The sequence below is a fragment of the Calothrix sp. PCC 7507 genome (assembly GCF_000316575.1).
GTDB lineage: Bacteria > Cyanobacteriota > Cyanobacteriia > Cyanobacteriales > Nostocaceae > Fortiea.
The window spans coordinates 5,128,253-5,154,826 of record NC_019682.1 but is presented as its reverse complement, the minus strand read 5'-3'; the positions used below and the strand labels follow the sequence as shown (position 1 = coordinate 5,154,826).

Here is a 26,574-nt window from a genome sequence, read left to right as displayed (position 1 = left end):
AAAGACTCATTAATGGAGTTCAAAGACTCATTAATGGAGTTCAAAGACTCATTAACGGAGTTCAAAGCCTCATTAACGGAGTTCAAAGCCTCATTAATGGAGTTCAAAGACTCATTAATGGAGTTCAAAGCCTCATTAATGGAGTTCAAAGCCTCATTAATGGAGTTCAAAGCCTCATTAATGGAGTTTTTATTTACTTAAATCCAACTCTTGCCTTCTTCTTTGCGCCTTTGCGCCTCTGCGTGAGACAAAAATCTTTCAGTAATTACGAATTACCCATTACCCTATCAAGACTTGCACGCACACTTTCAGCATCCGGTGACTGCAATCGCTGCAAAATCTCTAAAGCTGGTTGCAAATAGGATATCGCTTTAGTGTATTCACCCTGCTGTTCTGCCAAATCTCCTAACCTCCGCAGAGTCATTGCTTGAGTTCGGACATCACCAATGCATTGAGTGATTTCTAAAGACTGATTGTAGAGTGCGATCGCTTGATTCACTTCCCCTTTGTTGGCGTAAATATATCCCAGACAGTGCAATGTCCCCGCTTTGCCTTGAACATTACCAATACGTTCAGTTATTTCTAAAGACTGATTGAAAAGTGCGATCGCTTCATCCACTTCCCCTTTGTTAGCGTAGATACCTGCCAGTTGGTGCAACGTCGCCGCTTTGCCTTGGACATTTTACGAATTACGCATTACCCTATCAAGACTTGCACTCACACCTTCAGCGTGTGGTGACTTCAATCGCTGCAAAATCTCTAAAGCTGGTTGCAAATAGGATATCGCTTTAGTGTATTCACCCTGCTGTTCTGCCAAATATCCTAACCTCCGCAGAGTCATTGCTTTGCCTTGGACATTACCAATGCGTTCATTTATTTCCAAAGACTGATTGAAAAGTGCGATCGCTTCATCCACTTCCCCTTTGTTGGCGTAGATATTTCCCAGTTGTTGCAAATTCGCCGCTTTGCCTTGGACATATCCAATACGTTCATCTATTTCCAAAGACTGATTGTAGAGCGCGATCGCTTCATCCACTTCCCCTTTGTTGACGTAGATATTTCCCAGTTGGTGCAAATTCTCCGCTTTGCCTTGGAAATTTCCAATGCGTTCATCTATTTCAAGGACTTGATTGAAAAGTGCGATTGCTTGCTCCTCTTCCCCTTTATCAGCGTAGATACGTGCCAGTTGGTGCAACGTCGCCGATTTGCCTAGAACATTACCAATGTGTTCATTTATTGACAAAGACTGATTGAAAAGTGCGATCGCTTCATCCACTTCCCCCTTGTTGGCGTAGATACGTGCCAGTTGGTGCAACGTCGCTGCTTTGCCTTCGACATTACCAATGCGTTCATTTATTGACAAAGACTGATTGAAAAGTGCGATCGCTTCATCTACTTCCCCTTTGGTCGCTTTTAGTATCCCAAAATGATAATAAATTGATGCTAATTCTGCTACGTCTTCTGCAGGACAAAGATTTAAAGCTTGTTGGTAATAGTTTAATGCTCGATCAACCTCACCCATTTGGTGTTCACAATAAGCAATTTGGTTGAGAACAATATAGTTTGTAGTAATTTCTAAGGTTGATTTGTATAGATGTATTGCTTCCCGAAAACGGCTTTTATTTTTCCAGTTCTCTGCTAAAGAACTGGCAATGTTCGCCGCAATTTTTTCATCCTTCCCCAACAAAGCCAACCTATGAATTTCTAACTCTTGTGCTTCCGTCGCACCTTCCGCCTCTTCCAACCACAGGCGATACAAAATTTGTGCAGCTTGTTTATACAACTCTTCACTCTTGGGGTTTTCTGGAAACTCTAGCAACGGTGACAAAATCCGGGGAACACGATACAACCTCTCTGTGTTGTTGGTAAGGGTAACTTCCAACAAACCCAAAATTTCAGCGCGTTGAATATGACTTTCCCAACTTGAGATATCCTCACAAATCGGGGAAATAGCAGCTAGAGGAACAGGTAACTCATATACCAACAACTTCCCCAGCATCTTCCGCAAAGCTGGAGTTTGCTGCTTCAGCAATTCTTCAGCCAAAATATCCTCACGAAATTCCTTTTCCTTATCAGCCATCTTTTGCAGAATCATCTCAACTCCCCTCTCCGCTGACGGCGACTTCGGGGAATTTTGTAAAATCTTATCCAACCATTCCAACAGCCGAGGATTTCCATCTGCTGCTTTTTTGGCAAGTTCCGGCAATTCTGGCTGAAATTGCCAACTGCCATTAAACGAATCCAGACGATTATACTTTTTAATTAAATCTGCCCCACCCAAAGCCCCCAGAGGTTCGCGGTACAGACGATGATTCAGTTCCGACAATGTGAAATTGTAGCGACAGGTAATAATTACCTTGTGGGGAAGTTGGGAATTTTGCATCGCCTTCAGCAACGCCAGCAGTACATCCACAACTTGTGGTTGCAAGACATAAACCCCATTTCGTAATTCCAAATTAGCCTCAAAGTCATCCAGCACAAAGGCAAAGCGCTGTTCTTTGGTATTCAGTCCTTCAGTGAAAAACTTGGTGAGGCGCTGCATCAACGGTAACTTGCCATTGAGAATTTCATGCCCCCGTTCCGAGGTACATTGTTCAGCAAGGGTTTTGAGCAGTTTGTCCTCATCGAGTTGCCGAAAGATCACCAGCCTGTGATAGCCAACCATCCTTTCCAGAAGTCGCGCCGTCACAGTACTCTTACCCACACCCCCCAGTCCGTGAATTAGTACCCCTAATGAAGTGCGAATAGCTTTGAGACAACGTTGCAAAGTCCGCCGTCTCCCAACAAACTCAGAGGGTTTCGCCACCCGCACCTGTTGGGTATCGGGATCTAAAAACTGTTGGTATGCAGGTTCCGGCGCTGAGGGTGGCACATCTCCCAACACTTCCACCAACGCACCGGGACATTCTCCCTGGACATATAACCGCAACAAATGCCAGTCACGCACATTCTGTTTAAACAACTGCTGGTAAGTGCTAGCGAGTGCTTCAGCTAATTGATATCCGCCTGCCAATTTACCGTAAAGGTGCGCGGCGGCGGCTGTAGCTGTCCGATCTTCCACAGGCCGCCCCCAACTTAAAACCGCCCTAGCCCCTTGGGCAATTAGTGCCTCAGCCATCGAAGGGACAGCGCCTTTATCTGCTGCTTGTCCAGTCCGACACCCAGATAAAAACACCAACTTGGGAAAGCGAAACCGGAAAACTTCCGCCAGTTCTGCGGCAGTGGTTTCATGGCGTTCCCCCACTTCCGTCTCAGTGATAAAGTAAGGCGTGTAAGGTGCTTCATCTTTAATTGAGGCGTGTCCTGTGAGGTGAAACACATCAAAGTCATTAAAATAGCGACTCCACACCTTACCCAACTCGCTAACGCAACCGCTTTCTTCCACCCGCAAATCTACAGCAAAATCTCGCGTATCAGCCAGAATTCTCGCTTCTTCCTGTTCAAACTCTAACTTTGGTTGCACATCTTCCGGGTCGGTTGCCATAAACAATACTCGCAATTGTCGTGCTTCCACAGAAAACGGTTCCGTTTCTTTCTCAATCCAGCGCAGAGGTAACACCACTGGATTAACCCGCTTCACCAAAAAATCCTCACCATCATGCAGCACTTCCCAAGGTAGATGTGCCAATTTTTTATCAGTATCAATGGCAATTACCAACCCCTCACCGCGACAGTTAGCAATTCCCCGACTCAACCACCGTCCATCGCCATCCAACCAAAAAAATAACTGCTGCCCGATTCCTGGTAAATTGGGCAGCAGTTTATAATAATCTCGCTCACCCTGCTTGAGAAAATCAGCGATTTCGGCTAATTTCAGGCGACGCGATTCATAGTGATTTTTTTGAGGTAGCCAATACCTGAGTTCAACTGTTTCCTGCGTACTTTCCCGAAGTTGAATGCGGATAGTTTGCACTTATTTGCTGATAGATTTGAGGATTTCCGTGATTTCCTCTATGGTAGCGTCTTCGAGTAAAATCCTGTTTCCAGTATCAGGGTCAAGAATTACCACATCAAATTGCTTCCCTGGATGAGATTTATGCCATTCTTGATACCATTTGCGAATTTGTTCAGCTAAAGCCGCAACACCACCCACAATGCCGATAATGGTAGCTATAGCTGCTAGAGTTCCTTCTCTTTGGGTTGGTACTTCGTAGGTTCCGGATATTCCGGGGATTGCTAGCAAAGTCTCGGCTGCTGCTGGTGCGTCTTCGCCTTCGATTCCGATTTGAATTTGTGCCATAAAGTTACTTGCGAAGTTATACAGTATTTTTATCTCACGCAGAGGCGCAGAGGCGCAGAGAAGAAAGGATTTTTAAATTATTTACTGAGTGTTGTACCAATTGTCTAAAATAAGACAACAGACACCAACCTGAATTTAATCTGACTTTCAAAAATTACGAATTACGAATTACGAATTAATATGTCTCTTGCTCCTTGGCGAAGTGCGATCGCCCATGCTCTCCATCGCAATCGTAATCTTGTCTATGCCCGCTACCTGCAAATGGCAACGGTACGAGCAAATGGTTGTCCGGCTAATCGGACTTTGGTCTTTCGTGGCTTTCTAGAAGATAGTAACCAGCTAAAATTTATCACTGATGCCCGTAGCGAGAAAGCCGACCAAATACAACAACAACCTTGGGCAGAAGTTTGCTGGTATTTTCCCAATACGCGAGAGCAATTTCGCATCACTGGCCATTTGACTTTAGTCAGCGATGATCATCCTCTACCAGCGCTACAAAAAGCCCGTATGACTACCTGGCGAGACTTGAGTGATGCAGGGCGGTTACAATTTGCTTGGCCTGCTTCTGGTAAACCGAGAATTCAGGACAAAGCTGCTTTTGAACCACCATTACCTGATCCTAGTCAGCCAGAGCCTAATTTTTGCCTGTTGCTACTCGACCCTGTGCAGGTAGATCATTTAGAATTACGCGGTGAACCTCAAAATCGCTGGCTTTATCATCTTGACGAAAAAGAAAGATGGTCTTGTCAAGAAATTAATCCGTAGTCTTTTTCTCCGGCTTCACCCTAACTTTGAACTATAGTGATAGTCATCTGTTTCAGCAAGCCCTAGTTATGACTCAGAATGAAAATGATGGTCAGTCCAATATTGATCAGTCCTCCTCACACTCCGGTACACGATACTGGGGTAATGTCGAGGTGATTGAAGAGGGAGAAGGTTATCGAATTAGTCGCGTGGAAATTAAACCTAGACACAGCATCAAACCACAAATTCATTATCATCGCAATGAACATTGGGTTGTAGTCGCAGGTGTCGCTAAGGTGACTTGTGGAGATGAGGAAATTTTACTCAATCGCAACGAGTCAACCTATGTCCCTGCAGCAACGCTACATAAAGTAGAAAATCCAGGACATATTCCCCTTGTGATTCTGGAAATTCAAAACGGTGAGTATTTGGGTGAGGATGATACGGAACGCCCTTATGATTTGAATCTGGTTAAACCCATAGGGGAAATTTAGTAGTGAGGGTGGGGAAAACCTGTACCTCACTGATCTAAAAACCGCTATCACCTGTTAACTGATAACTGTTAACTGTTAACTGTTAACTGATAACTGTTAAAACCAGCCTTCTTGTTCGAGGGTTTCAATCAGCTGCAAGGCGCGGGGATCACCTACACCTAAGAGTGAGGCTTTGGCGTCTTCTCTCACTCCCAAATCTTGGTCTTCGGCGAAGGCTTGAATTAAAGCGTCGATCGCAGTGGCATAAACTACATTAGACGGCAATTCGCGGCACAGCTGCCCGATCGCCCAAGCGCTGTTACTCCGCACGGCGGCGACTGGATCTTGGACTAAGGCTTCAATTAGTGGTGGGATTGCCCCTAATATGGCTTCGTAACTGACTTCTGCCATTTGCACCAAAGCACTAGCTGCCCACAATCGCACGGCGGAAATATCGGTTCTGAGGGCATCGGCTAGGGGTGCTAAAGAACGACGATCGCGACAGTTTCCTAAAGCCCAAACAACACCTTTGCGGACGTAGCCATTCCAATCTCGGTTGAGTTGGCTAATTAAAGGTTCTACTGCTTCTGTACTGGGATTGCGTCCAATGCCGTAGGCCGCACTCACTCGCACCAGAGGACAGGTATCAGTTAACAAGCGAATTAGGTGGGGTATAGCGCGGACATCTTCGATGTCACAAAAAGCACGAGCCGCTAACATCCGCTGCTGTGGTTCGGGATGTTCTAGGAGGGCTAGCATCATCTCTGGATCGGGCTTGACCACAACTGAGTCAGCAGTTAGCGGTTCTATTTTATCTAAGGGGCTTTCTAGCTCCTCCTCGACATCGAGTAGGCTGAGGTCATATTCGTCATACATATTTCATTGCCATCCCGACTGGGGATTAATAGTAATTCGTAATTATGAAAAGCTGATTTTATGTTTTTTCCTGGAGTGATTTTACCATCCACAGGGATTGGGTTTGATAACCAAGCTGGTTGTAAAGATCCAAGGCGGCTTGGTTTGATTGAAATACTTGTAAGCCAATTTGGCGATCGCCTCTTTGCGCTGCCCAATTTTCTACATAGTGCATCAATGCTGTGCCAATTCCTCGCCGCCGATGTTCTGGCATCACGTAGAGGAGGAAAATGTGAGTATGGCGGCTCCCTCCTACTTGATCTATGGCGTTTCCTGCCCAGAGGCAAGCTATGGGAAGATGGGGAGATTTTACTTGAGGTAATCCCTGATCTTCTTCAACCCACCATAGAGGGGTATTTTTGGAGAAGTATTGCTCGACTGTTTGGGCTAGGTGAGAGAAATCTTGCTGCGGGAAAATATCTTGATAACTTCGCTGCATGAATTTTACTAGCAGCGATCGCTCTGCAATCGAGCCAAGGCGGATACTATACCCTGGTGGTAAGGTGTGAGGCATTCAGTTATCAGTTATCAGTTATCAGTTATCAGGTCTGTTAACTGTTCACTGTTCCCCATGCTCACATTTTCAATGGGTGCAGGTGCTGCCATGTCGGAGGGGAGAAAGATGCGGGCGCTGACTGCCACTAAGGCTAGTGTAAATATTAACACCGCGATTAACGGGGCAATGTACTGACGAAATATAGCCATATCTTGGTTCTTGGAGCAAAGATTTGTGAAGTTTGCTTGATTTATTTTAGGGATGTTCTGGTAATAAAAAACAATAGATTATCGGCGATCGCGTTCCAAGTCATCAAGTACTCTTTCACAATACCAATTCTCTGGCATTCCAGGATAATTCAGCTTGGCCTGATCAATTAAGCGTTCGGCGGTGGCAATATCTCCATCCAATCTAGCAATGAGCGTATTTTTAAGATGGCTATCGGGGATAAACTCCTCTACTTGGGTTGGTATTCTCGTCTCGAATGATTGGGACTGCTCTTTCCGCAGTTGCCAAAATAAAACGTAATAGAGTGTCCCAAAAATTAAAATCAGGCTGAGTGTACCGAAAAAAGTGAGGAGATTAAATGGCAAAAATCCTAAAACTAGCTGTGAAAGAACGTAGCCTAGTAATAGTCCGGTAACTAAGAGAATAAAAGTACCGACGAATAAAACTACTTGGTTCCCCATATATCCTCTTTTTCTTCTTCAAGTCCTGGTCTAGGCAAATCAACAAGTTGAGGATTCCAGGGGGCAAATACTGGTAACAGGAGTAGTCCTGGCACAGCAGCAACGATCGTAATTAAGAAAAATAAAGGCCAACCCGTACTTTGAGCGATCGCACCACCTGGAGCTGCCAGGATATCACGGCTGACAGCCATCAAGCTGGAGAGCAAAGCATACTGGGTTGCAGAGAACTTCTGGTTACAAAGACTCATCAAAAAGGCCACAAAGGCTGCTGTTCCTAACCCGCCACAGAACTGTTCTATATTAATAGCCAACACCATAGCTTGATAGTTTTTACCTGCATAAGCTAAAAACAAGTAAGCAAAATTACTCACGGCTTGTAAAATGCCAAATAACCAGAGTGAACGATTGATGCCTATTCTACTCAAAATTGATCCACCTGCCAGGGCACCCACAATCGTGGCAATTAACCCCATACCTACCTGAATTGTGCCAATATCGGTTTTGGTGAAACCAATTTGTAGTAAAAAAGGCGTGGTCATGTTGCTCAACAAAGCATCCCCAAGCTTGTAGAGGGTAATAAATGCCAGAATCAACAGGGCTTTGATCACACCACTACGCTGAAAAAACTCGCCAAAGGGTAAGACAACGGCATCAAATAAGGAAGCGGGAGGGCTAATTTCTTCTGGTTCGGGTGCCAATAAGGTGGCAAAAATCCCCAGCAGCATTGTACCCGCCATAAATAAATAAACAGAAGACCAGGGCATTCTATCAGCAAGTATCAACGCTAAAGCACCCGCTACTAATAGGGCGATGCGATAACCCAAGATGAAAACTGCAGCACCCGCGCCCATTTCCAGTTTTTCTAAAATGTCGGTGCGATAAGCATCAACAGCGATATCTTGAGTAGCACTCAAAAAGGCGATGACGATCGCGTTAATGGCTAGCAGCTTTAATGCTTCCTTGGGTTGCTGGAAAGCCATAAAGGCGATCGCTACCGTCAAAGCTAGCTGCATAACGATTAACCAACCCCGCCGCCGTCCCAAAAATGGCAGACTGAATCTATCGAGAAACGGCGACCAGAGAAACTTCAAGGAGTAGGGCAAACTAGCAAGGCTAAACCAGCCAATAGCTGCCAAATCAACCTTTTCTAAGGTCATCCAAGCTTTTAATGTATTACCGATTAATAACAGCGGTAAACCGGATGAAAACCCTAAAAATAATAAAGTAGCCATTTTGCGGCTACCGAAAACTTGCAACAGCGATCGCACTGGATTCATACTTTCAACTTTCCCACCTCTAATGAATTGCAGTTATCTTGCCATAGTTCGTGTGTGGTTTCATGCATATCTGCCACTTGGCAAGATAATAGGACTAAAGCTGCGTGTCATATTTTTTTCGTCGGGGCTGTCAAGAGTCAAGAGTCAAAAGTCCAAAAAACCTTGATTTTTGAACGCCAGTCGCCTCTCCCAAGGGGAGACGCTGCGCGTAGCTTGCTTCCCCGTAGGGGTACAAGTCGGGAAACCCGCCCACGGCGCTGGCTCCGCTTGACGCTTGACCCTTGTACCAGAATATCAGTGTGCCAGGTGGCTTTAGTCCTGGATAAATCAAGTTTCTTCTTCCCAATCTTCAAGGTTTAATCCACTCACCCGAATAAATTCCCGTGTATTATGAGTCACTAATATTAGGATTACTATTTGATTTTTGAACAAAATTAGGTATTGTAGTGGTGTGTTAGCGACAGCGTAACGCACCATTATCGAGGGTTTGGTGCGTTACGAACTCCGTTCTAACACACCCTACTAACACTGTTAATTGTTAACTGTTAACTGTTCACTGATTTAACTTGATGACCTCTAATTTCTACCCCGTGTGCAGCTAGGCATTTTTCCCAACCTTCACGAGTCCCTATATCACTTTTCTGTTCGAGCAGTCCTAATTGCTGTTCCTGTTGGGTGAGTTTAGCAAATTCTTCGTAGAGGGGATAGTTAGCTGTGACAAAAGTTTCTTTACGATGCAGAATTGGCGGATTTTTCCGAGTTTGATAGTCTCGGTGAGTAATATACAAAGTATTAAAGTCAATAACGATACTGGCTTTTAAGGCTGGGTGGGGATCTGTGTCGAATTCTGGGTAAAACAGATAGCAGATTTGCGGTTTATCTGTGCAATATTTGATCAACGTAGCTCCATCTACACGCCCAATGGTACGGCTAGCACAGCCTTCATAAATTCGCAGTAAGGGATCTAGGGATGAGAGGGCGGAAACATGGACGTAAAGGGCGCTACGGGTATGTTTACCAATTTTGCTTTTGTCGCAAGCCGTTTGCACTACCCTAGAATTACCTAAGCTAAACAGTTTTTGATCGGCGACTGTACAAGCTTCCTGATAGCTACCAAAAAAGGCTTTGATGTCGTGGCGGAGTTCTGGGGCTAGTTTATGCCATGAAGGACGTTGATCGAAGTGGGTGAGGGCGAGATAAACTTGGATATCTAAAGAACGACGATAGGCGATCGCATCCCATTCTGCCTCATCAGTAGCTTGCAAAATCACAGCAAAGGCGCGGCGGAAGTTACCAAATTCACTCAGTAATTCTTGTTCATTTTCCAATTCGCCTTTGACGGGCAATCTACCTCGTTTCGTAAAAAAGGACATCAGTGGTGTAAGTAGTTCTTCGTAGTCTGCAAATCGCTTGCTGGGAATCCGGACTCGTGGTGTAGAAGTTCGAGAAAAGAAGCGAATAGCTTTGTAACTTTCTTTTTCGGCTTCATCCCGAAACACAAAGTAGACACCCAGTGCTACAGGTACCGCATCTACATTTAGCACCTCGTCAATGTAAGTTTTGAGTTCTGCTTGTTCGTAATATTTCTGAAAAGTATTACGGCGCGTCACAATGCCATCACTGTAAGCTATTTGAGTTTTACTGGGAGCATTAATTAATACTTGAGCCGCGACAATTAACACTTTCCCAGTGAGTTCCCAAGCTTGGATCAGGCTTTGGCGGCGTTCTTCTGGGTCTTCAATGACGTTGAGGACATAGCCTAGATTCACCACATCAGCGGCGGCGCGTGGTACATCAGGATAGTAATAAGGGTCCCAGCCTGCACTGGTGTACCCTAGGTTGGCTACTCGTTGCACATCACCGCCGTAACCGCAACCGTAGTCAAAAAACGTGGTATCGTTACTTAAGATTGCCCATTCTATGGACAATCGCACAGGGCGAGATATTTCGGTGCGCGCGATCGCAGCTCTATGACGCTCAATTTCTAAGTAGCTCTCCGACATAATATTCAGTTAACAGTTAAAAGTTAACAGTTAACTAATATCCTTCAATCTTTCACCGCCAATGCAATTAAATCTTCAATTTTCTTGATATTTGGATCGCCGGCTAAGTAGCCGATACCGCGATGTAAATGCAGGCGAAATTGGGTAGCTAGGGTTTCTTTGTCGGTGGGATAGCCGTCATTGTGACAGCGTTGCTTGAGGGCGAGGAGGAGAATATCAGACATTTCGCCGCCAAAGACGCGCCAACTCATTTCGACGTTGCTATCTTGGGGGATTGGGACGGGGGACGGTGTGGTTGATTCTGCGAGGGAACGACAAAACGCCCAACGACAGAGGATATTCCATTGGTCGATTTTAGTGCTGCGCTTAAGTTTGGTAAGTTGGTCTTTGGCTGTTTGAGAGAGTTTTATTCTTTCGATTGGGGATTCCATAATCTTCCTAAAAATTGAAGTAGTTTTCGCTCATAAACCCAAACAGTAGCGAACCGCAGTTTCAACTTCAAGCATCTTAGAGTCAGACATTTTGCCAACTGGATCAGCCGGAAAGCGATTTGGATCTAAAGAACGAATTTGAAAACATAAAAACACTGTTTCTATAATCAATCCACTGTCACTGGGAGAAACTCGTACATTAGTTGGATAATCGCGCTTAATATTTGTTCCTTTTGTACCAACTACTACAGTCACAACTAAAGGTAATTCGTTGATAGCATCATAGATAAAACTAAAACTGGACGTGTTCCTGCTTGTTCTCGTCCTTGTACTGGATTAAGATTGACAGAATAAATTTGTCCTCTCTCGATGCTCACAGCTTTTCTAAACCATCCATTTCTGTAACCACAAATTCCTGATTTATCGAGTAAATTTCTGTTTTTATATCTAAATCACTAGCCATTGCAACTAGTTGTTCATTCATATATTTAACATCAGTGAATTTATTTACTATTTGCTTTCTTTCTTGCACTTGTTTTGCGATCCGTTCTAATAACCATTCTAATTCTTCTAATGACAGAACACGTAGATCATTCTCTATTTTTAGTACATGGGGTGAGTTCATAATTGCTTATCTACTTTCCAAAGGTCGTGATATATATTGTAAATATCTTTTTTAGACGATATCTACTACCAAAAATATCCTGGTTGGATAGTTGTTTGGCGGGTGGAGGAGTCGTATTTGAGGAGGTATTCGCGGGCGATCGCTCCTGAATCCCGCAGTGTTTCTACTTCTTTTTTACCAATCTCAGTATCCGTAGATAACAAAATCACTTGGTGGCTGGCGGATGGAAAGTAACGTTCAACTAAATTACTGCGGTGGGAAGAGTCTAGTCTGCCGAGTGGGGTATCGATTGCTACTGGTAGGCGGTGTCCAGAGACTTTGGCTAAACCCCAGAGAAAGGCGATCGCCAGTAGTTGTTTTTCGCCTGCTGATAAACGATGTTTAGGGACAGGTTTACCATTTAAATCGTAAAGCAAAAGGCTAAAAGTCTTAGTATCAATGGTAATGCGATGCACTAAGTCTGATTTATGGAGAAGATAAAGGAAGCAATTTTTAACTTCCTCCTCTAATTTATTGAGTTTTCGCAGGGTTAACTTTTCCCGAAAAATCTTGAGTGTATTTTGAACTTTAGCCGCAGAGGTAATAATATGTTCACTATTTTTATGTTTAATATTTTCTACAGTATAATCACTTAATTCTCTTTTTGACTTGGCAATAATAGTTTCTAAATCAGCTAAACGACGGCGGATTGTTTCGTAATTTGCCTTAGCTTCAACAACTTGATTTTGTGCAGCTTCTAGTGCTTGACGCAGCTTTGTATAATCTTCTGGTGCTGCTGCTGTTTGCACTTGCCTTTCTAGAGTATGAATTTCTTCTTCTTTATTTTTGAGAATAGCTAATTTCTCTTTTGCAGAAAGTTTAGAATTTTGTAAGTGATATATAAGATTATCTAGCTGACTTAAAGTTTCATCATCGGCTAATAGCCAAGGTGCTTCCGTCTGGAGAGTTTTTGCATATAGATTATCTACATCTTGGATTAAAAATGATTGGATTTTTTCAACTTCTATCGGAGAAATTTCTACTTGATTTAGCCAAGTAAGTAAGCGCTGATCTCGTTCAATTAATAAATCTTTAGAAATTTGTACCTGTTGATGGCGAAATTCTTTTTCCCCCTGTGCTTGCACCTGATTAAGCAAATTAGGAATTAATGCCAGAGGTAAAACATCAGCCGCCAATTCACACATCGACTGACGTACTTGTTCAATTTCCGCAGTTTTTGTATCCTGTTGTAATTCTAGCTGATTGCGTTCGGCTGCAATCTTCCCACCTTCAGAAATGAATTTATCAAAGGCTTCTTGCTGCTTTTGTTCTAACTCTTCTACCTGATTTTTGAGAATTTCTACTTTCTCTTCTGTGGTTTGATAATCTTCTTGCTGTTGGGTTAACCTAGTTTCAATTTCCTCTAGATTTGCTAAATCCTTACTATTCCCAACTTCTTTAAGTTTACGGTTAACTAAGATATCTAAATCAACTGCTAAACGATCTGCCAACTCTAAACCTAAAAGTCCACGAATTGCATCTACTACAACTGGTGGTGGTGTTTCCTGTTCTGCAAGTTCTTTAACCTGTTCCCCATCAAAGAGAAATAAGTTAGAAATACCTAATGGTAGGAGATTTTCAATATATTCATCCCAGATATTAACTAAAGCATCAGGCCATGTATCACTGTCACCTAAAATACCTAATGTATCTTTACCGTCTTTAGGATTTTTTGTCCAACTACGCACAACACGGTATTTTATTGGTTTATCATTTTCAATATGTTCAAAAAGTAATTCAATCCGGGTGTCTGCAACTGGATCAATTTTATTGTTAACGCATTGGTTAAGAAAATCGCTATAACTTAAATTACCACGGGTAGAACATTGGGCGCGGGGTCCATAAAGTGCGAGACGAATGGCATCCATCAGCGTAGTTTTTCCACCGCCATTCATTCCACCTAATAATATAATTGGGTGTGAGGTTTCCTCATCAATTTTGGGGTTAAGATTGATTATCTGTTTCCCACTGTAGGGGCCAAAGTTTTGTAGAACGAGTTCAAGAAATATCATGGTTGGAAATTATTAAATACCGGGTGAAGGAATACCGGGCGAATAGAATTCGCGGCTACACAGGCGAAGTCCACCTTCGTGGACTAAATTCATACATAATTGTTGGGTTATTTGGGAGTTAGTTCCCAGGTGGGAATGATTGATTTTTGGCTATGGTGGGTAGCTTGGTTTTTGATGTAATTGGCTATATTATCAATGGCATCATGACTAACTGTAAATGCTCCATAGCTACCTTGCCATTTGAAAAACTCACCTGGCTTGATTTCGTGAGTGATAAAATGGGAAGAACTTCCCTTAATCTGTTTAACCAATTCAGAGATACTGATGGTTGGCGGAAAACCCGTCAGCAGATGTACATGATCTTCAATACCACCAATTGCAATTACGGTACATTTTAATTGTTCACACTCCTGAATAATAGCTGGATAAACTAACTTCTGAATATCAGGCGTAATTATAGGCAATCTATCCCATGTTGCCCAAACATAATGCATATACAATTTTGTAAAACTTGCTCTCATTTATCTTTAACCCACGGAAGTGGGTTTCGTCTGTGTAGCCGCGATTTCCAATCGCCGGGTATTCTATTATTGAATTCTTGTGTAAAACTTGCTCTCATTTCTCTTTAACCCACGGAGGTGGGTTTCGTCTGTGTAGCTGCGATTTCCAATCGCCGGGTATTCGCCTGGTATTCGCCTGGTATTCTATTATTCTTCTGAATCTTTCTTTTTAAATTTCATACTTGCCCAAGTTACCTGTTCATCACTTTTACCTTCACCTATTTCATTGATTGCTGCAACATCGCCCAAAGTCATCTGCTTAACTTTTGCAACGTCACCTTGACTAACTGCTTCGCTTAATTCGCGTTTCAAACGAGCATTTTTAATCGCATCTTCTGGGGAACGGGAACTCGTATTAAAACATTTTTCTAAGGTTTCGTATATCCCTACGCGACGAGTCTTTTTGCGATACTGGCGTTCTGTGTCTAACAATTTCGCCATGAGTTCCAAGTGCATCGCGTCACCTTCACAGATTTCTTCTAATACTATCCATTCATCACGGCCTAGTAGGCTGTAGTCAGCACCAGGACGGGGGTCTTGAAATTCTTCGCCTGTCACTTCTTGATAAATCCGGGGTAAACTATCATCAAATTCGTGTTTTTCTTCTAGCCAAATGCGGCGAATCTCGCTCATTTCTTCTAGAGTAATTAGGGTGATATCGCGCATACTTTCTGGCGCTGTCTGACGGGTTTTTGTTTGCGCTTCTAATAATCGTCTAAGCCAATGTTCCCGCCAATATTTAGTATAGGGGCCAGGGATTGGTTCAATGGAGGTTTCCCCGTTTTTATTGCGTTCAAATAGTTGGACATCTCCCCAAATTCTTCTAAAATCTCTTTTTTCTCGGTCATCTTTAATATCTAGTTCGTTACGGATATCTAATAATGGCTGCATCCATTCTTTTTCTTCATCATTTTGGATCATTGCCTCCATTGATTTATCTTTATTCACTAGTGTACAAACCCAGCAGCCAAATCGGGAATCACCACAGCTAGGAGTAGAAGTATCAACAACTAGTGGACATTCATTATCTGCTGTAGCACCTCGATACATAGCAAATAATTCTTTATTGCTTTGTCCCCAAGGATTATCAGATTGATTAAGGTATATCCAGACATCGTTATTACTCCAATCTTCAATAGGGGTATATATTAAGGAGTTGGGTAGGCTGGCATTAGGACTCAGGCGATCGCGTACTCGATCAACTTGATGCTTTTTCATTGTGGCAGCACGTTTGACGCTTTCTGCTTTGCGAGTACCCAATACAAGAATTGTTTCACCGTTAGCTCTAACTATTTCACGGATAAATTGATTAGCAGGATTAATTTTTAAGCGTGGTGTACACCAGCGAAACTGGTTACGGGGTGCTGGATATCCCTTACCAATAAGATTTACCCAAAATGTGTCTTCAATTACTGGTTGCAGTAGATGTGGATCAATTGGCATCCCCTGTCTTTTAGCAGCTACCTTGAGATTCTGCATGGATTTGCGAACCCAAGCAGACACTACAGGATTTTCCACCAGAGTATCGGTTGTAATTACATAGACTGTTTTAGTTCTTTTTTCTGGAGGAAGAGCTGCGATCGCATTCCATACAAGCTGCAATACTGTACTAGAATCTTTTCCCCAAGACACGCCCAAAACCCAAGGTATCTCATCTAAACAATACAATTCTTGAATTTCAATGTTGAGAGCTTGGATGTAATCCACTAACTCTGCTACAGTACGTGTTTGCTGACCTTTATTTTCTGCTTGTTGTGCTGTAGTCATTTCTCCTTCTCTCTGGAAACACTGGCGTAATATCTGGGCGAATAAAATTCACGTCTAGATAGACAAAACCCACCTCCGTGGATTGAAGAAAAGTTTTTAAAAACTTTACTACTAATATCCAAATTTTTGGATAATTAAACGACATAATCCTATTCTGTTTTTAAAATTTAACATGAAAGATAGTGCATCTGACCCAACGGCTGACATCGCTAGAGAGTACCTAGAACGAGAAAACAAGGAAAAACAGGTACTAGCTTTACTCCTAGAGAAGTTTTTAGGGAGAAAAGATCAGATTCTCGTTCAGAAAACCGAGATGGGTGGTACTGAGGCTTATGTTAGCTCTGTTACACTGGAATGGTTTGCAGGTCGGGTTCACTTCGCCTCTGGCTTACCTCTGTTTCAAAAAAAGTATAATCCTGAAACTGATAATGTCGAGATTGACGCGGATAGTATTGATGAAATTCAGCAGCGTCCCCTTGATTGGTCACGTCAAGCGCCGCTAGTGCAGTATTTAGCAGCTCGACAAAATCACAAGTTTCCGCCAGTGCTAGTAGTAATTAATCAACCGTGGGTGGATAATCCTAAAGCTGCTGAGTGGGATAGCGAAGGACGCGCCACAAAGTCTACTACTGATTTTATACCCTTAGATAAAGACGCTAAAGTAGGTCTGCTAAATATTTCTGAAGATGATATCACTATTTATGCACTAGATGGTCAACACCGATTAATGGGTGTACAGGGGTTGATGGAGTTAATTAAAACTCGCAAACTCCAGCGCTATAAAAAAGATAAAGGTGCTGATGACAGTTTTATTACAGTCAATGATTTGATAGAAAAGTACCAAGTAGACCTTGCTTACTTGCAAAATTTACCCAAGGAAAAAATTGGTATTGAGTTCATCTGTGCGGTAGCGGCTGGGGAAACTCGCACCCAGGCGAGGCGGAGGGTAAGATCGATTTTTGTTCATGTCAACCTGATGGCTGCACCCTTGACTAAAGGGCAACTAACACAGTTGAATGAAGATGATGGTTTTGCGATCGTTGCTAGAAAAATTGCAGTTACACATCCACTATTAGAACAAAAACAAGATCGCAATCCTCGTGTTAATTGGAATAGTGCAACAGTAGCTTCCAATTCTACAGTCTTGACGACTTTGCAAGCTCTGCAAGATATGTCTGAGCGCTATTTGGCTCAAAAGTTCCCTCACTGGAAACCCTTGGAGAAAGGTTTAATTCCCATGCGTCCAGAGGATGAAGAACTTGAGCAGGGAATTGAGGAATTTAGAAAGCTATTTGATTCTTTGGCTAGTCTTTCCAGTTATAAGATTTTAGAACATGAGGATACACCAGCTTTACGGCGCTTCAGCTTTGAAAAAGATGGCGGTGAAGGAAATATGCTTTTCCGTCCAGTTGCTCAAGTTGCATTAGCGCAAGCTTTAGGAATTTTGGTTTTTAAAAAAGGTTTTTCACTGGCAGATATTTTTAAGAAACTGCGGAAGTTTGACCAGCAAGGTGGTTTTAGTGGTATGGAATATCCCCAATCTCTCTGGTATGGGGTTTTGTATGACCCAAATAAAAAGCGAGTGCAGGTTGCTGGACGAGATTTGGCGGCGAAGTTATTGATTTACATTTTGGGTGGAATTCAGGAACAGATGGAACGTGCTGAACTTCGTAAGGCTTTGGCGGATGCTAGGACTGTAGAAAATAAAACAATAGGTTTTGATGGCGAGTTTGTTGAACCGAAAGCTGTAGGACTTCCGCCTATTTTATAGCTAGCAGAGTTAGGAAGTCTTGTATTATGCGAATTATACTAGCTACAATGTAGCATATAAGCGATTTTCCTAACTCTTGTAGGTATGTATATGACTCAAACAAATGGAGATACTAACAATAGTGTTTCGCCAGAGATAAGAGCTAAGTTTAGCGGCTTTATCGAGCCATTTTTCTCACAATATCACCGCGATCGCTGCTATCCAGGGCTGATTTTTAAGCAGGGAAAGCGGACTATGCTGCAAATTAATGTCCCAGCAAGTGACTTTTCTGGTCTTCTCCAAGCTAAACCATCTACGGGGAATGATCCAGATTCTGGTAAAAATCGCCCAGAGGTTAAAGGTCATGCTGATGAAATTAAAAAATATATTGTTGACCGTTCTCGAAAAGAAAAACCTTGGATTGTAGGAACTCTGACTGCTAACTTAGCTCCAAAAGATATAACAATTCTTGAATTAGGTAGAGGAATTTGTCTAGTTGTAATTCGTCGGGGAGTCAAGTTAGATATAACGGATGGACAACATCGTAAACGTGCAATTCACGAATTGATAGAAAGTCCTGAAAGCCACTTAATCAGTGATGATGATTTTGCAATTACTCTAGTTTTAGAGGGTGACTTTCAACAGTGTCAGGCCGATTTCCGAGACATGGCTCAAACAAAACAACTAGATAAATCATTATTATTATCATTTGGTGAATTCTCTGGTCGCGTTGGTATTACTAAAGAGTTAATCAAACGAGTGCCAATGTTTCAGGGTAAGACAGAGAAGATTAAATCAAGTCCTGCTACTAAACAAAAGCTGATTTACACAACTAATTTTATAGCTAGGTTTGTAAGTTGCGTTTTTACTAACGATCCAAGTAATCAACTTCGAGATTATGATGTTTATCAAGCATCTGATGCTTTGGTTATTTGTCTTAATAGCTTTTTCTCAGAATGTAGTAACACTGAGTATATTGCTGATTCAACTGTTGAAGAACTAACAATAGATGAAATAGCTGCATTTAAAGAAGACTGTATTCTAGGTATAAGCGTTGGACTGGAAGTTTTAGGACGTTTATTGCACTATATATATGATCCGGAAAACAATTCTTTTAATGATGAAAAAGTGGTACAATTAGCACAGCTAGATTGGTCAAGAGAAAACCAACTTTGGAAGGATAACGTAATTAGAATAGATACCCAACCTAAAAATCCAGAAAAGCCATATAAAATCTCTGCTACTGTTAGTGCAGTAACAGATGCAGTCAAAATAGTAAAAATTACACTGGGGTGGATGTAAAGCTATTGCTTTTAACTATTACTTAAAAATCAAGATAGGAATTTGGTTAGATCAAATTCCTCCTCCTGCTGCTCTGTATTCGTTCTTTCATAACTAAGAATCAATAAAAGTCGCTCTGAATAGTCTACTGATCCACGCAGTTCATTTTGTATAATTTCTAAACCAGCATTAGCATACTCTTCAAAAATGTGAATGCGTTGCTCGTCAGCTACACTATCATCACCTATAACCTTAATATTTTTTGTTTCAGTGATAGCCAACAAATTAATTAATAGAGTGAAGCTGCTAGTAAAATAATCTTGTCGCAGTGGGGATAAATCTTTAGAAATTACCTCTAAAGGAACCCGCTTTTTATTTTTAACGCCCAATGCTGCTGCAAACACCATAACTTCTACATAAGTTTGAAAAGGCCCAGTTGTGTCTTTTGATGCGACTAGAGATTTCACCAACTCAGCCTTATCTTTAGCAACCCTGATTCTATTTGCAGCCATTGTTTTAATATCTACATTGTTGCTATTTTAACCGAAAGTCAAAAGCGATCGCCTACAGATGCCTACGCACTTATTAAAGTAGTATTTTATACTGGTATGCAGGCGATCGCCTAAACAAACAAATTATCCACTAACATAGTCCATCCTGGCACTGCGGGTTCAGTTTCAGCCACCTCACCACGGCGATACACTTGCGGTTCTTCAGGATTACTAGCGCGATATACTCTGATAACTTCCTCTTTGAGTACATCCACATCCCAAACTATCAGCGTACCAGCCGCAAAATAATCGCGGCGTTTATTAGCCATATCTTCCTCAGCCTGATCACCGTAATCATTTTCACTCCGCACCTCAACAGCAAATATAGGCGCACCATTCAGAAACTTCCCGCCTGTAGGTTTACCAGTATAAAATGAGGCATCAGGACTTAAAGAACGACGGTTAGGAAGATTGACAATAAAACCGACATTATCAGGCAAAGCATAACCACTTTTTGTCAATCGTTCATAATCACACAAATTAGCATAAATTTCACCACCTGCACGTCCTGGTAAAAATCCAGTTGGAGACATCAGCACCAATTTTCCATTGACAATCTCTGCTTTACAATTGTCAGGTAAATGGTACAAATCTTCAAGAGTTGCTTCAGTTTTAATACTCATATCTTCCCTCTGCGCCTCTGCGTGAAATTTAAATTGACAATTGTACATTCTCATACACCAAAGAAATAGGAAATTTAAAATCAACACTAGTTAAATGAACCTCATCCCCTGCTTCATAAGGATGTAACTCCCATAATCCCCTATCATTTAACCGAAAACAATCTAAACCAATTTTTTCAGCATCGATGAGGACGTATTCTCGCAAAGTCTCAATCCGACGATACCGCGTAAATTTTTTACCTCTGTCGTAAGCTTCCGTACTTGGGGACAGAACTTCAACAATTAAACAAGGATATTGGAGAAATTGAATAGCTTGTTTATCCCGTTCATCGCAACTCACCACAACATCGGGATAATGAAAAAACCTGTTTTCAGATACGCCTACTTTTGCACCCGCCATATTGACACGATATGAACCTCCTCGAAGATGAAATTTTAATGCTGAAGCCAAATTTAGGGCAATGGTATTGTGAGGAATAGTAACCTCAGTCATAGCGAAAACTTCACCATCAATATATTCATATTTAATTTCTTGGCGTTCTTCCCATTCCAGATATTCATGAGGCGACATATAATTTCCATCTGGACTCGCAACCATAATTTCATTCCTCTCTTTTTCTCAACTCTAACTAAAAAACCTCCGCGCCTGGGCGCCTCTGCGTGAAAAAATCACCCCTCCGTCCTCACCGTCAAAACCTGTGGTGGCGTAGAATCAGGAGGATACAAAAAGTCCACCTGTACCTCCCTCTTCCCACCCGCCAACATCTTCAGCGTCACCAACGGTTCACCCCTTTGTCCCCGACGCTGTACCAAATGCACATAGCGCGTCTTTTCCACACCATTATCATCGATGTAACGCAGTCGTACCGTTCCCCGAAAAAATATCTGTTCTACACCTGGCTTTAAAAACAGCAGTCTATCTGTTCCCCCTTCATCCTTCACAGGAGTCTGGATTGATACAGTTACAGTCTGAGTTTGATTAGTAATATTTCTCAGGGGTAAAGTCAGATTGTATTCAACACCATAGTTACTGTGAGCAAAGTAAGCTGTATCAGGATAGCGTTTCAACATAGCTGCACTTTGAATTTGTCCAGTGCTGAGAGTAATTAAATGTACAGTTCCCAAAGGATAAGAAAACGCCTTTCCTGGTTGGGGTATCGTTAACTCAGACACATTGGGATTATCCGTAACCTGTGTTTGCCATTGGGTACCTTGGGAGACACCAGCGACGCGACTAAATACCGTTGGTTCTCTGGGAGGGTCGAGAGGTGTGGGAATGGGGTCACGCTTTCCTGCTAAACTGCCTGTATCCAGAAGCTTTTGCCACTCGGCTAAGGTGGGTGGAATATTACTATTTTTGACTAAATTTGCGAGATAAACTGGGCTACTACTTGCCAAGCGCATCATCGTCGTGCGACCGTTAGAAGCAGGAGCCTGTACGGGAATGGGTAAATTCGCTAGGATTTGAGTTGTTCGCGGTGCTATCACCAGTTTTTCGGGGAAAATCCCTAGGCGAACTCCCCGTAACACATCATTCATTGTGCGATCGCCTGGGCCAGAGTAAACTGTACCTTGGGGATTCTCGACCACATCAGGTAAAGCGATAAACGGTGCTTCCCTGGATAGATAACTGGCTGCATCTAATACTTGCAGTGTCACAGGTTCATCCCCTGGATTATAAACAATTATCCCTTGGTAAACGGTGCGGTTTTGGTCTGGTGTTTCCGCCCTGACGATATGATGGGCAAATAAATCAAATCTGTTTTGAAAGGGATAATTTAAATGTGCTGACTGTACTTGTTTCCCATCTGGAGGGAAAGTTGAGAGTAAAATTCCTTCAGTTGTTACCAATTCGGGACTATTGCTGTTAAAGGTAGGGATAGTATCGAGTTTTCCAGGTAAAAGGCGTACTTCTTGCGGATTTACTTCGATTCCGGCAATATATTGTGGGGGAACCGTGTAGATATTTAACGCCCGACATATCAAAGCTGCAACTTCGCCTCTAGTCGCGCTTTGCTGTGGTTTTAGCTGTTTGACATTGGGATAATTGACAACAATACTATTAATAGTCGCAGATGCGATCGCATTTTGGGCATAGTTAGGAATTTGTCCCGCATCATTAAAATATTGTTGTAATGTCTGCGTTGGGTTGGAGACAGGGCTATAATTTTTTCCTCCAGCTACAACACCAATGATTTGGGCGCGGGGAATTGGCTGGTTGGGTTGGAAGATACCACCCGGATAACCGGAGAAGAATCCTTTTTGGTAAGCAGTAGAGATTGCTTGATTTGCCCAATAATTAGTAGGTATATCTTTAAATGTTGTAGTGCTACGCTTTATCGGTGCATCTGGAAAAGCATTCAACATTAATACTGCTGCTTCGGCGCGTGTCACCGTTGCTTCTGGGCGAAAACTACCATCAGGGTAGCCCGTAATTAGTTTACGCTCTCCTAATTTTTGGACACAATCTTTAGCCCAGTAAGTTTGGGTGTCGGCAAAGGCTAAGGCCTTGGAGTGGGATAAAGTTAAAACAGTGGTGAGTAGTACTAAAGTATATTTGCAAATCATTCATAGATTTTAGGATAAAACGAAGACTCCCACCCTGACTTTCTACGACATCCGCAATAGTCAGGAGGGTTCAGTAATCAAGTATGCAGTTATTTCAGATGCGCTTACCCTGGCTTGTCGATAGAGTATCGCCTCATTAAAAGCCCGGTAAAAGTTGGAAAGTGCCACTTTTAAACATAATGGAGCAGCCCAACCAGATTAACACGAAGGGGAAGACTTTCCGACCATAGCGGGCTAGAACGGGAGCCATGAGAGGGTTACGAGTGAGATTGTAAGAGAGGAAGCACCAAAACCCGACAGTAAAATAGCATACACCCAAAATCACGCCTAAACTCGGAAGATTGCTACTGGCAAACAACGGTACATAAATGCCGATATTATTTCCACCATTAGCGATCGTGACTGCCGAAACGCGGTACGTTTGAGGATCGCGGAGAGTTGCTAACAGTGATTTATTATGGCGCTGGGGTTTGGTAGGAGAAGTGAAGTTCACTGACACAGTTTGCACTGCTTCTACTTCCTGTTCACGACTCATGATATGGCTGATACCAATCATGACTGGAAGCAAACCTAGTAATCCAATCCAGGCTTCGGGAAGCACTAGCCCTCCAAAGAAACCGGGGAGACTAGCAATTACTAATGTTGTGAATCCCAGAAATTCACCAAGAACAATATGTTTGGGACGAAAGTGACGATTGACTTTGCCGAAAAATGCCGTCAAATATAAATTATCGTCAAAAGTAGTTGCAAAAGCCGCAGATATCCCAATAAGTAATGTAGTAATTAACCAAGTCATGATCGTTGCTCACAATAATACTGCTTTCTCAGTCCTTCTCTACTTCTCTGTAGTTCAGGAAATTGTTCAACGCCAGGTACCTTGGCTGTTCATGACATCAATCTTAAGGCTGACTACTCAGTACAAGCAAATCTAATTTTTTCTTAAACCGATAAATAAAAGTGATTAAATCTGATGACTGATGACTGATGACTGATGACTGATGACTGTACTAAAAACACGTACATTATCTATAGGACTACTATTTGATTTTTGAAATATACGTAGGGGAGCCACTGCGTTGGACGGGTTTCCCGGCTTAAAGGAGCCAGCGCCGTGGGCGGGTTTCCCGACTTGAGGCGACTGGCGTCAAGTGGCGTTGGGCAATGCCCACCATATACGGGTTTTGGTGGGCATTGCCCACCCTACAGATACTAATTTTTTTTCAATAATCAAATCGGATTTATCTATCCCGCTCTACTTCCATAATCTCGGTATATTCAAACTCATTAGGGCTTTGCCTTATTAAAGGATATCTTTCACCACCCAATTCAATATAATCCTGCTCACAATCAGGCTTAGATGAATAGTAGGTAAGCACATATTCCCTACCAATTCTGTCAGCCATTTCCTCTGCTACTTCACCCCGCCACTGCGTTTTAGTCACTAACACAATTAACTGATTTGCTAATTTGGGAATTGTTCTAGCAATTCGTCGCCGAGAAATTTCATCCAAGCTCCCAAATGGTGAATCCATGACAATAGGGAAGGTATTGCTATCTGGAATCATCATCATTTTTCGCTTTTCACTCCATTCCCGCACTCTGTCAATAATACTGGCGATAAAAGATAAGCTGAGAATTTGATTCTCGCCTGTAGAGGCGGCGACTGGTGCTTCTATCCCGGCTGTATTTTCTATCAGTGTTAGTTCATATTTATCGCTAATTTTAGGGATGTATGGCGTGAAAGATATCTCGCTGAATATCTCCTGTACCCGCTTTTCTAGTTGCAGGCGAAATTGCTTTTCTTGAAGGTTTCTCACTTCTGTTAACCGTTCAATTGCGTCTTGAGTAGCATTAATGCGTCGCTGTGCTAATGCTTGTCTTTCTTCATTTACCTTCTGCTTGGCAATTTGTTTTCCTAAACTGTCTATCTCTGTTTTAATGTGAGTAATTTGCTGCTGGTTTGCACCCTGCTCTCGGTTAAATTCATCAATTTTATTTTCAATCTCATCTAAGCGTTTTTGTAAACTGCTAATTTCTTCGTTAGCATCTTTTCGCAACCGTTCTTGAATGTTATCTAATTCGCCTTCAATTTGGGATATGGTTTGCCTTAACTGATTAATCCTGGCTTGTTCTCTATCAACTTCTTCCCAAAATGCTGTCGCTTGCTTATCAATTTCATCCACTTGGGCACTCATCCGGATAGCAGTTTCTTCTACTGCTGAAGAACCTGCTCTTTCTAACCAAAGTCTTACATATTCTTGGGAATGACTACCTGCATGTAATTCTGCACCACAAATGCAGCGTTGGGAGTTTAGTAAGTCATTGATAAATTCTCGGGAAATTCCAGAGGTTAATTGTCCTTGCTGCTTTAAATTATGAATAATTGAGCGGAACTGTGATGTTGTTTCTGATAGTAATACTGTATAACCACGTGATGAAATAATTTTTTTCAGTGCTTCTCTAGTTTGGCGTAGTGTTTCTTGGTTGGATATTTTCTGATTCTCTAACTCCTGTCTTCTTTCTTGCAGTTCTTTAGCAGCGCTGAGTTCTCGCAACCGGTTACTCGTCTCTTTTTTAAACGTTTGTTGATATGCTAATTCTTGTTGGATTTCTGTTTGTCGTTTAGTGATTTTACCAATCTCTTTTTCTAGCTTTTCTTGTTCCTTCAGAAGTTTTTTTATTTCTGAATCACCAATAGCTTTTAACTCATTTTCTAAACTTTTTTTGGCTTCTCCCAGGTGTTTGATGGAACGGTTGATTACTTCTACACCCAAGAAAATTTTTGTGGCTTCAGCAATCTCCGATTTTTTATCAGAACGAACTATCTCTTCAATTCGCTCACCATCAAAGAAAAAATATTGATGTAAACTAGCAGGGAGAATTTGTCCAATTATTTCATCTGGTTGCTGGAGTGGAAAATACCACCTTCCATCATCTCCAGCTACCTGCATGAATAATTCTGTCTTACCAATATCAAAGTCGGTTTCATTTTTATAAACCCGACACTGGCGTTTGACGTTGTAACGTTTGTTTTCGTGTTCCCAGGAAACCTCTACCCAACATTCTACACTCTGCCCGGTTTTAGCTTCAGCGATCGCCCGTTTATTTACTAGCTGTTCTGTTGACGCGAAAGCCGCACTAAATTTTTCATATAATACCCACGTAAATGCATTTAATAGACTAGTTTTCCCTGAGCCATTATTGCCATGAAGAATCGTTGTGTTGTGAACATCTCCCCCAGCTAAGATGATTTCTGGTGTTTTGCCATAAAAGGAGCGAAAATTGCACAACTTCATCCCCGTCAGCTTCACTCTAGTCATTTGTCACTTGGATAAAGAAAGGCAAGTACGAACTAGCTCGTCAGACTTGTACCAATAAGATTTTCCCCAATAGTACTCAACCAATGCTTCTTGATGTCCTTGTACCTCATGCAAGCGAACATCAATGACCAACCCGACCGGTCCGCCCATCGTACCCCAGACCCGATCGCCTATTTGTAGTATTCTCGTCATATCTTTTACTTTTAGCTT

At 42.3% G+C, this 26,574-nt stretch carries 27 protein-coding genes; 4 read left to right on the top strand and 23 right to left on the bottom strand.

All coding sequences use genetic code 11. The annotated features are described in order from the left end of the window. Positions 1-265: 265 nt before the first annotated feature. The 3 genes from CAL7507_RS33195 to CAL7507_RS22030 are packed head-to-tail and all read right to left on the bottom strand — an operon-like array spanning position 266 to position 4,240. On the bottom strand, positions 266-658 hold the full coding sequence (locus CAL7507_RS33195; protein WP_015130715.1) for a tetratricopeptide repeat protein: 393 nt from the start codon (positions 656-658) through the stop codon (positions 266-268). A 24-nt stretch (positions 659-682) separates the two neighbouring features. After that, positions 683-3,913 (bottom strand): tetratricopeptide repeat protein, encoded by a 3,231-nt coding sequence (locus CAL7507_RS22035; protein ID WP_015130714.1) that lies wholly within the window; start codon positions 3,911-3,913, stop codon positions 683-685. Further along, positions 3,914-4,240, bottom strand: a complete 327-nt coding sequence (locus CAL7507_RS22030) for a hypothetical protein (protein WP_015130713.1) — start codon at positions 4,238-4,240, stop codon at positions 3,914-3,916. 180 nt (positions 4,241-4,420) lie between these two features. On the opposite strand from CAL7507_RS22030, the gene CAL7507_RS22025 reads away from it, so the two are divergent. Together CAL7507_RS22025 and CAL7507_RS22020 are read left to right on the top strand one after the other, a co-directional pair. Beyond that, complete coding sequence (locus CAL7507_RS22025) at positions 4,421-5,005, top strand: Npun_F5749 family FMN-dependent PPOX-type flavoprotein (protein ID WP_015130712.1); 585 nt, start codon at positions 4,421-4,423, stop codon at positions 5,003-5,005. A 68-nt stretch (positions 5,006-5,073) separates the two neighbouring features. After that, entirely contained in the window at positions 5,074-5,478 is a 405-nt protein-coding gene (locus tag CAL7507_RS22020; RefSeq protein WP_015130711.1) for a phosphomannose isomerase type II C-terminal cupin domain, read from the top strand. 96 nt (positions 5,479-5,574) lie between these two features. On the opposite strand, the gene CAL7507_RS22015 is transcribed toward CAL7507_RS22020, so the two are convergent. The 13 genes from CAL7507_RS22015 to dndC form a co-directional block, all read right to left on the bottom strand. Beyond that, positions 5,575-6,333 carry a HEAT repeat domain-containing protein gene (locus CAL7507_RS22015; RefSeq protein WP_015130710.1) on the bottom strand — a complete coding sequence of 253 codons (759 nt, stop codon included), beginning with the start codon at positions 6,331-6,333 and terminating at the stop codon, positions 5,575-5,577. A 58-nt stretch (positions 6,334-6,391) separates the two neighbouring features. Continuing rightward, positions 6,392-6,886, bottom strand: a complete 495-nt coding sequence (locus CAL7507_RS22010) for an N-acetyltransferase (protein ID WP_015130709.1) — start codon at positions 6,884-6,886, stop codon at positions 6,392-6,394. Positions 6,887-6,900: 14 nt separating this feature from the next. Then, positions 6,901-7,077 carry a hypothetical protein gene (locus tag CAL7507_RS32815; RefSeq protein ID WP_015130708.1) on the bottom strand — a complete coding sequence of 59 codons (177 nt, stop codon included), beginning with the start codon at positions 7,075-7,077 and terminating at the stop codon, positions 6,901-6,903. Positions 7,078-7,155: 78 nt separating this feature from the next. After that, a complete protein-coding gene (locus CAL7507_RS22005) occupies positions 7,156-7,557 on the bottom strand; it encodes a hypothetical protein (protein ID WP_015130707.1) in 402 nt (133 codons plus the stop codon). Continuing rightward, positions 7,542-8,834 carry an AmpG family muropeptide MFS transporter gene (locus CAL7507_RS22000; protein WP_015130706.1) on the bottom strand — a complete coding sequence of 431 codons (1,293 nt, stop codon included), beginning with the start codon at positions 8,832-8,834 and terminating at the stop codon, positions 7,542-7,544. Before CAL7507_RS22000 ends, CAL7507_RS22005 begins: the two co-directional genes overlap by 16 nt. A 545-nt stretch (positions 8,835-9,379) precedes the next feature. Then, positions 9,380-10,837, bottom strand: coding sequence for a DNA phosphorothioation-associated putative methyltransferase (locus CAL7507_RS21995; RefSeq protein WP_015130705.1), 1,458 nt, complete (start codon positions 10,835-10,837; stop codon positions 9,380-9,382). Positions 10,838-10,881: 44 nt separating this feature from the next. After that, positions 10,882-11,268 (bottom strand): DNA sulfur modification protein DndE, encoded by a 387-nt coding sequence (gene dndE, locus CAL7507_RS21990; protein WP_015130704.1) that lies wholly within the window; start codon positions 11,266-11,268, stop codon positions 10,882-10,884. A gap of 30 nt (positions 11,269-11,298) precedes the next feature. Then, the gene (locus tag CAL7507_RS33495) at positions 11,299-11,523 is read right to left on the bottom strand and encodes a type II toxin-antitoxin system PemK/MazF family toxin (RefSeq protein WP_255348322.1); all 225 of its coding nucleotides are present in this window, start codon (positions 11,521-11,523) and stop codon (positions 11,299-11,301) included. Between the two features lie 2 nt (positions 11,524-11,525). Beyond that, entirely contained in the window at positions 11,526-11,645 is a 120-nt protein-coding gene (locus tag CAL7507_RS33490; protein ID WP_255348321.1) for a type II toxin-antitoxin system PemK/MazF family toxin, read from the bottom strand. After that, positions 11,642-11,893: a hypothetical protein gene (locus CAL7507_RS21980; protein WP_015130703.1), complete on the bottom strand. Its 252-nt coding sequence runs from the start codon at positions 11,891-11,893 to the stop codon at positions 11,642-11,644. The genes CAL7507_RS33490 and CAL7507_RS21980 overlap by 4 nt, the downstream gene beginning before the upstream one ends. A 65-nt stretch (positions 11,894-11,958) precedes the next feature. Beyond that, positions 11,959-13,944, bottom strand: coding sequence for a DNA sulfur modification protein DndD (gene dndD, locus CAL7507_RS21975; protein WP_015130702.1), 1,986 nt, complete (start codon positions 13,942-13,944; stop codon positions 11,959-11,961). Positions 13,945-14,051: 107 nt separating this feature from the next. Further along, positions 14,052-14,465 carry an IS200/IS605 family transposase gene (gene tnpA, locus CAL7507_RS21970; RefSeq protein WP_015130701.1) on the bottom strand — a complete coding sequence of 138 codons (414 nt, stop codon included), beginning with the start codon at positions 14,463-14,465 and terminating at the stop codon, positions 14,052-14,054. Positions 14,466-14,651: 186 nt separating this feature from the next. Next, positions 14,652-16,271, bottom strand: a complete 1,620-nt coding sequence (dndC, locus tag CAL7507_RS21965) for a DNA phosphorothioation system sulfurtransferase DndC (protein WP_015130700.1) — start codon at positions 16,269-16,271, stop codon at positions 14,652-14,654. 172 nt (positions 16,272-16,443) lie between these two features. Here dndC and CAL7507_RS21960 point away from each other — a divergent pair, with 172 nt between their 5' ends. Both CAL7507_RS21960 and CAL7507_RS21955 read left to right on the top strand, forming a co-directional pair. After that, complete coding sequence (locus tag CAL7507_RS21960) at positions 16,444-18,042, top strand: DGQHR domain-containing protein (protein ID WP_015130699.1); 1,599 nt, start codon at positions 16,444-16,446, stop codon at positions 18,040-18,042. 90 nt (positions 18,043-18,132) lie between these two features. Next, positions 18,133-19,323 carry a DNA sulfur modification protein DndB gene (locus CAL7507_RS21955; RefSeq protein ID WP_015130698.1) on the top strand — a complete coding sequence of 397 codons (1,191 nt, stop codon included), beginning with the start codon at positions 18,133-18,135 and terminating at the stop codon, positions 19,321-19,323. Between the two features lie 29 nt (positions 19,324-19,352). On the opposite strand, the gene CAL7507_RS21950 is transcribed toward CAL7507_RS21955, so the two are convergent. The 7 genes from CAL7507_RS21950 to CAL7507_RS31885 form a co-directional block, all read right to left on the bottom strand. Further along, the gene (locus tag CAL7507_RS21950; protein WP_015130697.1) at positions 19,353-19,814 is read right to left on the bottom strand and encodes a DNA phosphorothioation-associated protein 4; all 462 of its coding nucleotides are present in this window, start codon (positions 19,812-19,814) and stop codon (positions 19,353-19,355) included. A gap of 110 nt (positions 19,815-19,924) precedes the next feature. Beyond that, positions 19,925-20,476, bottom strand: a complete 552-nt coding sequence (locus tag CAL7507_RS21945) for a Uma2 family endonuclease (RefSeq protein ID WP_015130696.1) — start codon at positions 20,474-20,476, stop codon at positions 19,925-19,927. A 28-nt stretch (positions 20,477-20,504) separates the two neighbouring features. Further along, on the bottom strand, positions 20,505-21,074 hold the full coding sequence (locus CAL7507_RS21940; RefSeq protein WP_015130695.1) for a Uma2 family endonuclease: 570 nt from the start codon (positions 21,072-21,074) through the stop codon (positions 20,505-20,507). Between the two features lie 71 nt (positions 21,075-21,145). After that, the gene (locus CAL7507_RS21935; RefSeq protein WP_015130694.1) at positions 21,146-23,044 is read right to left on the bottom strand and encodes a DUF3370 family protein; all 1,899 of its coding nucleotides are present in this window, start codon (positions 23,042-23,044) and stop codon (positions 21,146-21,148) included. A gap of 136 nt (positions 23,045-23,180) precedes the next feature. Beyond that, complete coding sequence (locus CAL7507_RS21930; protein ID WP_015130693.1) at positions 23,181-23,840, bottom strand: cadmium resistance transporter; 660 nt, start codon at positions 23,838-23,840, stop codon at positions 23,181-23,183. A gap of 442 nt (positions 23,841-24,282) precedes the next feature. Next, positions 24,283-26,355, bottom strand: coding sequence for an AAA family ATPase (locus CAL7507_RS21925; RefSeq protein WP_042342379.1), 2,073 nt, complete (start codon positions 26,353-26,355; stop codon positions 24,283-24,285). Positions 26,356-26,367: 12 nt separating this feature from the next. Further along, positions 26,368-26,556: a hypothetical protein gene (locus CAL7507_RS31885; protein ID WP_015130691.1), complete on the bottom strand. Its 189-nt coding sequence runs from the start codon at positions 26,554-26,556 to the stop codon at positions 26,368-26,370. Positions 26,557-26,574: the final 18 nt, after the last annotated feature.

What these genes read in the sequence shown, in the direction of transcription:
- CAL7507_RS21960 (WP_015130699.1), top strand. Translation starts at nt 16,444, where the DNA reads ATGAAAGATAGTGCATCTGACCCAACGGCTGACATCGCTAGAGAGTAC.
- dndC (WP_015130700.1), bottom strand. Translation starts at nt 16,271, where the DNA reads ATGACTACAGCACAACAAGCAGAAAATAAAGGTCAGCAAACACGTACT.
- dndE (WP_015130704.1), bottom strand. Translation starts at nt 11,268, where the DNA reads ATGGAATCCCCAATCGAAAGAATAAAACTCTCTCAAACAGCCAAAGAC.
- CAL7507_RS21950 (WP_015130697.1), bottom strand. Translation starts at nt 19,814, where the DNA reads ATGGCTGCAAATAGAATCAGGGTTGCTAAAGATAAGGCTGAGTTGGTG.
- CAL7507_RS22010 (WP_015130709.1), bottom strand. Translation starts at nt 6,886, where the DNA reads ATGCCTCACACCTTACCACCAGGGTATAGTATCCGCCTTGGCTCGATT.
- CAL7507_RS22030 (WP_015130713.1), bottom strand. Translation starts at nt 4,240, where the DNA reads ATGGCACAAATTCAAATCGGAATCGAAGGCGAAGACGCACCAGCAGCA.
- CAL7507_RS22000 (WP_015130706.1), bottom strand. Translation starts at nt 8,834, where the DNA reads ATGAATCCAGTGCGATCGCTGTTGCAAGTTTTCGGTAGCCGCAAAATG.
- CAL7507_RS31885 (WP_015130691.1), bottom strand. Translation starts at nt 26,556, where the DNA reads ATGACGAGAATACTACAAATAGGCGATCGGGTCTGGGGTACGATGGGC.
- CAL7507_RS21955 (WP_015130698.1), top strand. Translation starts at nt 18,133, where the DNA reads ATGACTCAAACAAATGGAGATACTAACAATAGTGTTTCGCCAGAGATA.
- CAL7507_RS22015 (WP_015130710.1), bottom strand. Translation starts at nt 6,333, where the DNA reads ATGTATGACGAATATGACCTCAGCCTACTCGATGTCGAGGAGGAGCTA.
- CAL7507_RS21995 (WP_015130705.1), bottom strand. Translation starts at nt 10,837, where the DNA reads ATGTCGGAGAGCTACTTAGAAATTGAGCGTCATAGAGCTGCGATCGCG.
- CAL7507_RS22025 (WP_015130712.1), top strand. Translation starts at nt 4,421, where the DNA reads ATGTCTCTTGCTCCTTGGCGAAGTGCGATCGCCCATGCTCTCCATCGC.
- CAL7507_RS22020 (WP_015130711.1), top strand. Translation starts at nt 5,074, where the DNA reads ATGACTCAGAATGAAAATGATGGTCAGTCCAATATTGATCAGTCCTCC.
- CAL7507_RS21945 (WP_015130696.1), bottom strand. Translation starts at nt 20,476, where the DNA reads ATGAGTATTAAAACTGAAGCAACTCTTGAAGATTTGTACCATTTACCT.
- CAL7507_RS32815 (WP_015130708.1), bottom strand. Translation starts at nt 7,077, where the DNA reads ATGGCTATATTTCGTCAGTACATTGCCCCGTTAATCGCGGTGTTAATA.
- CAL7507_RS21935 (WP_015130694.1), bottom strand. Translation starts at nt 23,044, where the DNA reads ATGATTTGCAAATATACTTTAGTACTACTCACCACTGTTTTAACTTTA.
- CAL7507_RS21930 (WP_015130693.1), bottom strand. Translation starts at nt 23,840, where the DNA reads ATGACTTGGTTAATTACTACATTACTTATTGGGATATCTGCGGCTTTT.
- CAL7507_RS22005 (WP_015130707.1), bottom strand. Translation starts at nt 7,557, where the DNA reads ATGGGGAACCAAGTAGTTTTATTCGTCGGTACTTTTATTCTCTTAGTT.
- CAL7507_RS21980 (WP_015130703.1), bottom strand. Translation starts at nt 11,893, where the DNA reads ATGAACTCACCCCATGTACTAAAAATAGAGAATGATCTACGTGTTCTG.
- tnpA (WP_015130701.1), bottom strand. Translation starts at nt 14,465, where the DNA reads ATGAGAGCAAGTTTTACAAAATTGTATATGCATTATGTTTGGGCAACA.
- CAL7507_RS21940 (WP_015130695.1), bottom strand. Translation starts at nt 21,074, where the DNA reads ATGGTTGCGAGTCCAGATGGAAATTATATGTCGCCTCATGAATATCTG.
- dndD (WP_015130702.1), bottom strand. Translation starts at nt 13,944, where the DNA reads ATGATATTTCTTGAACTCGTTCTACAAAACTTTGGCCCCTACAGTGGG.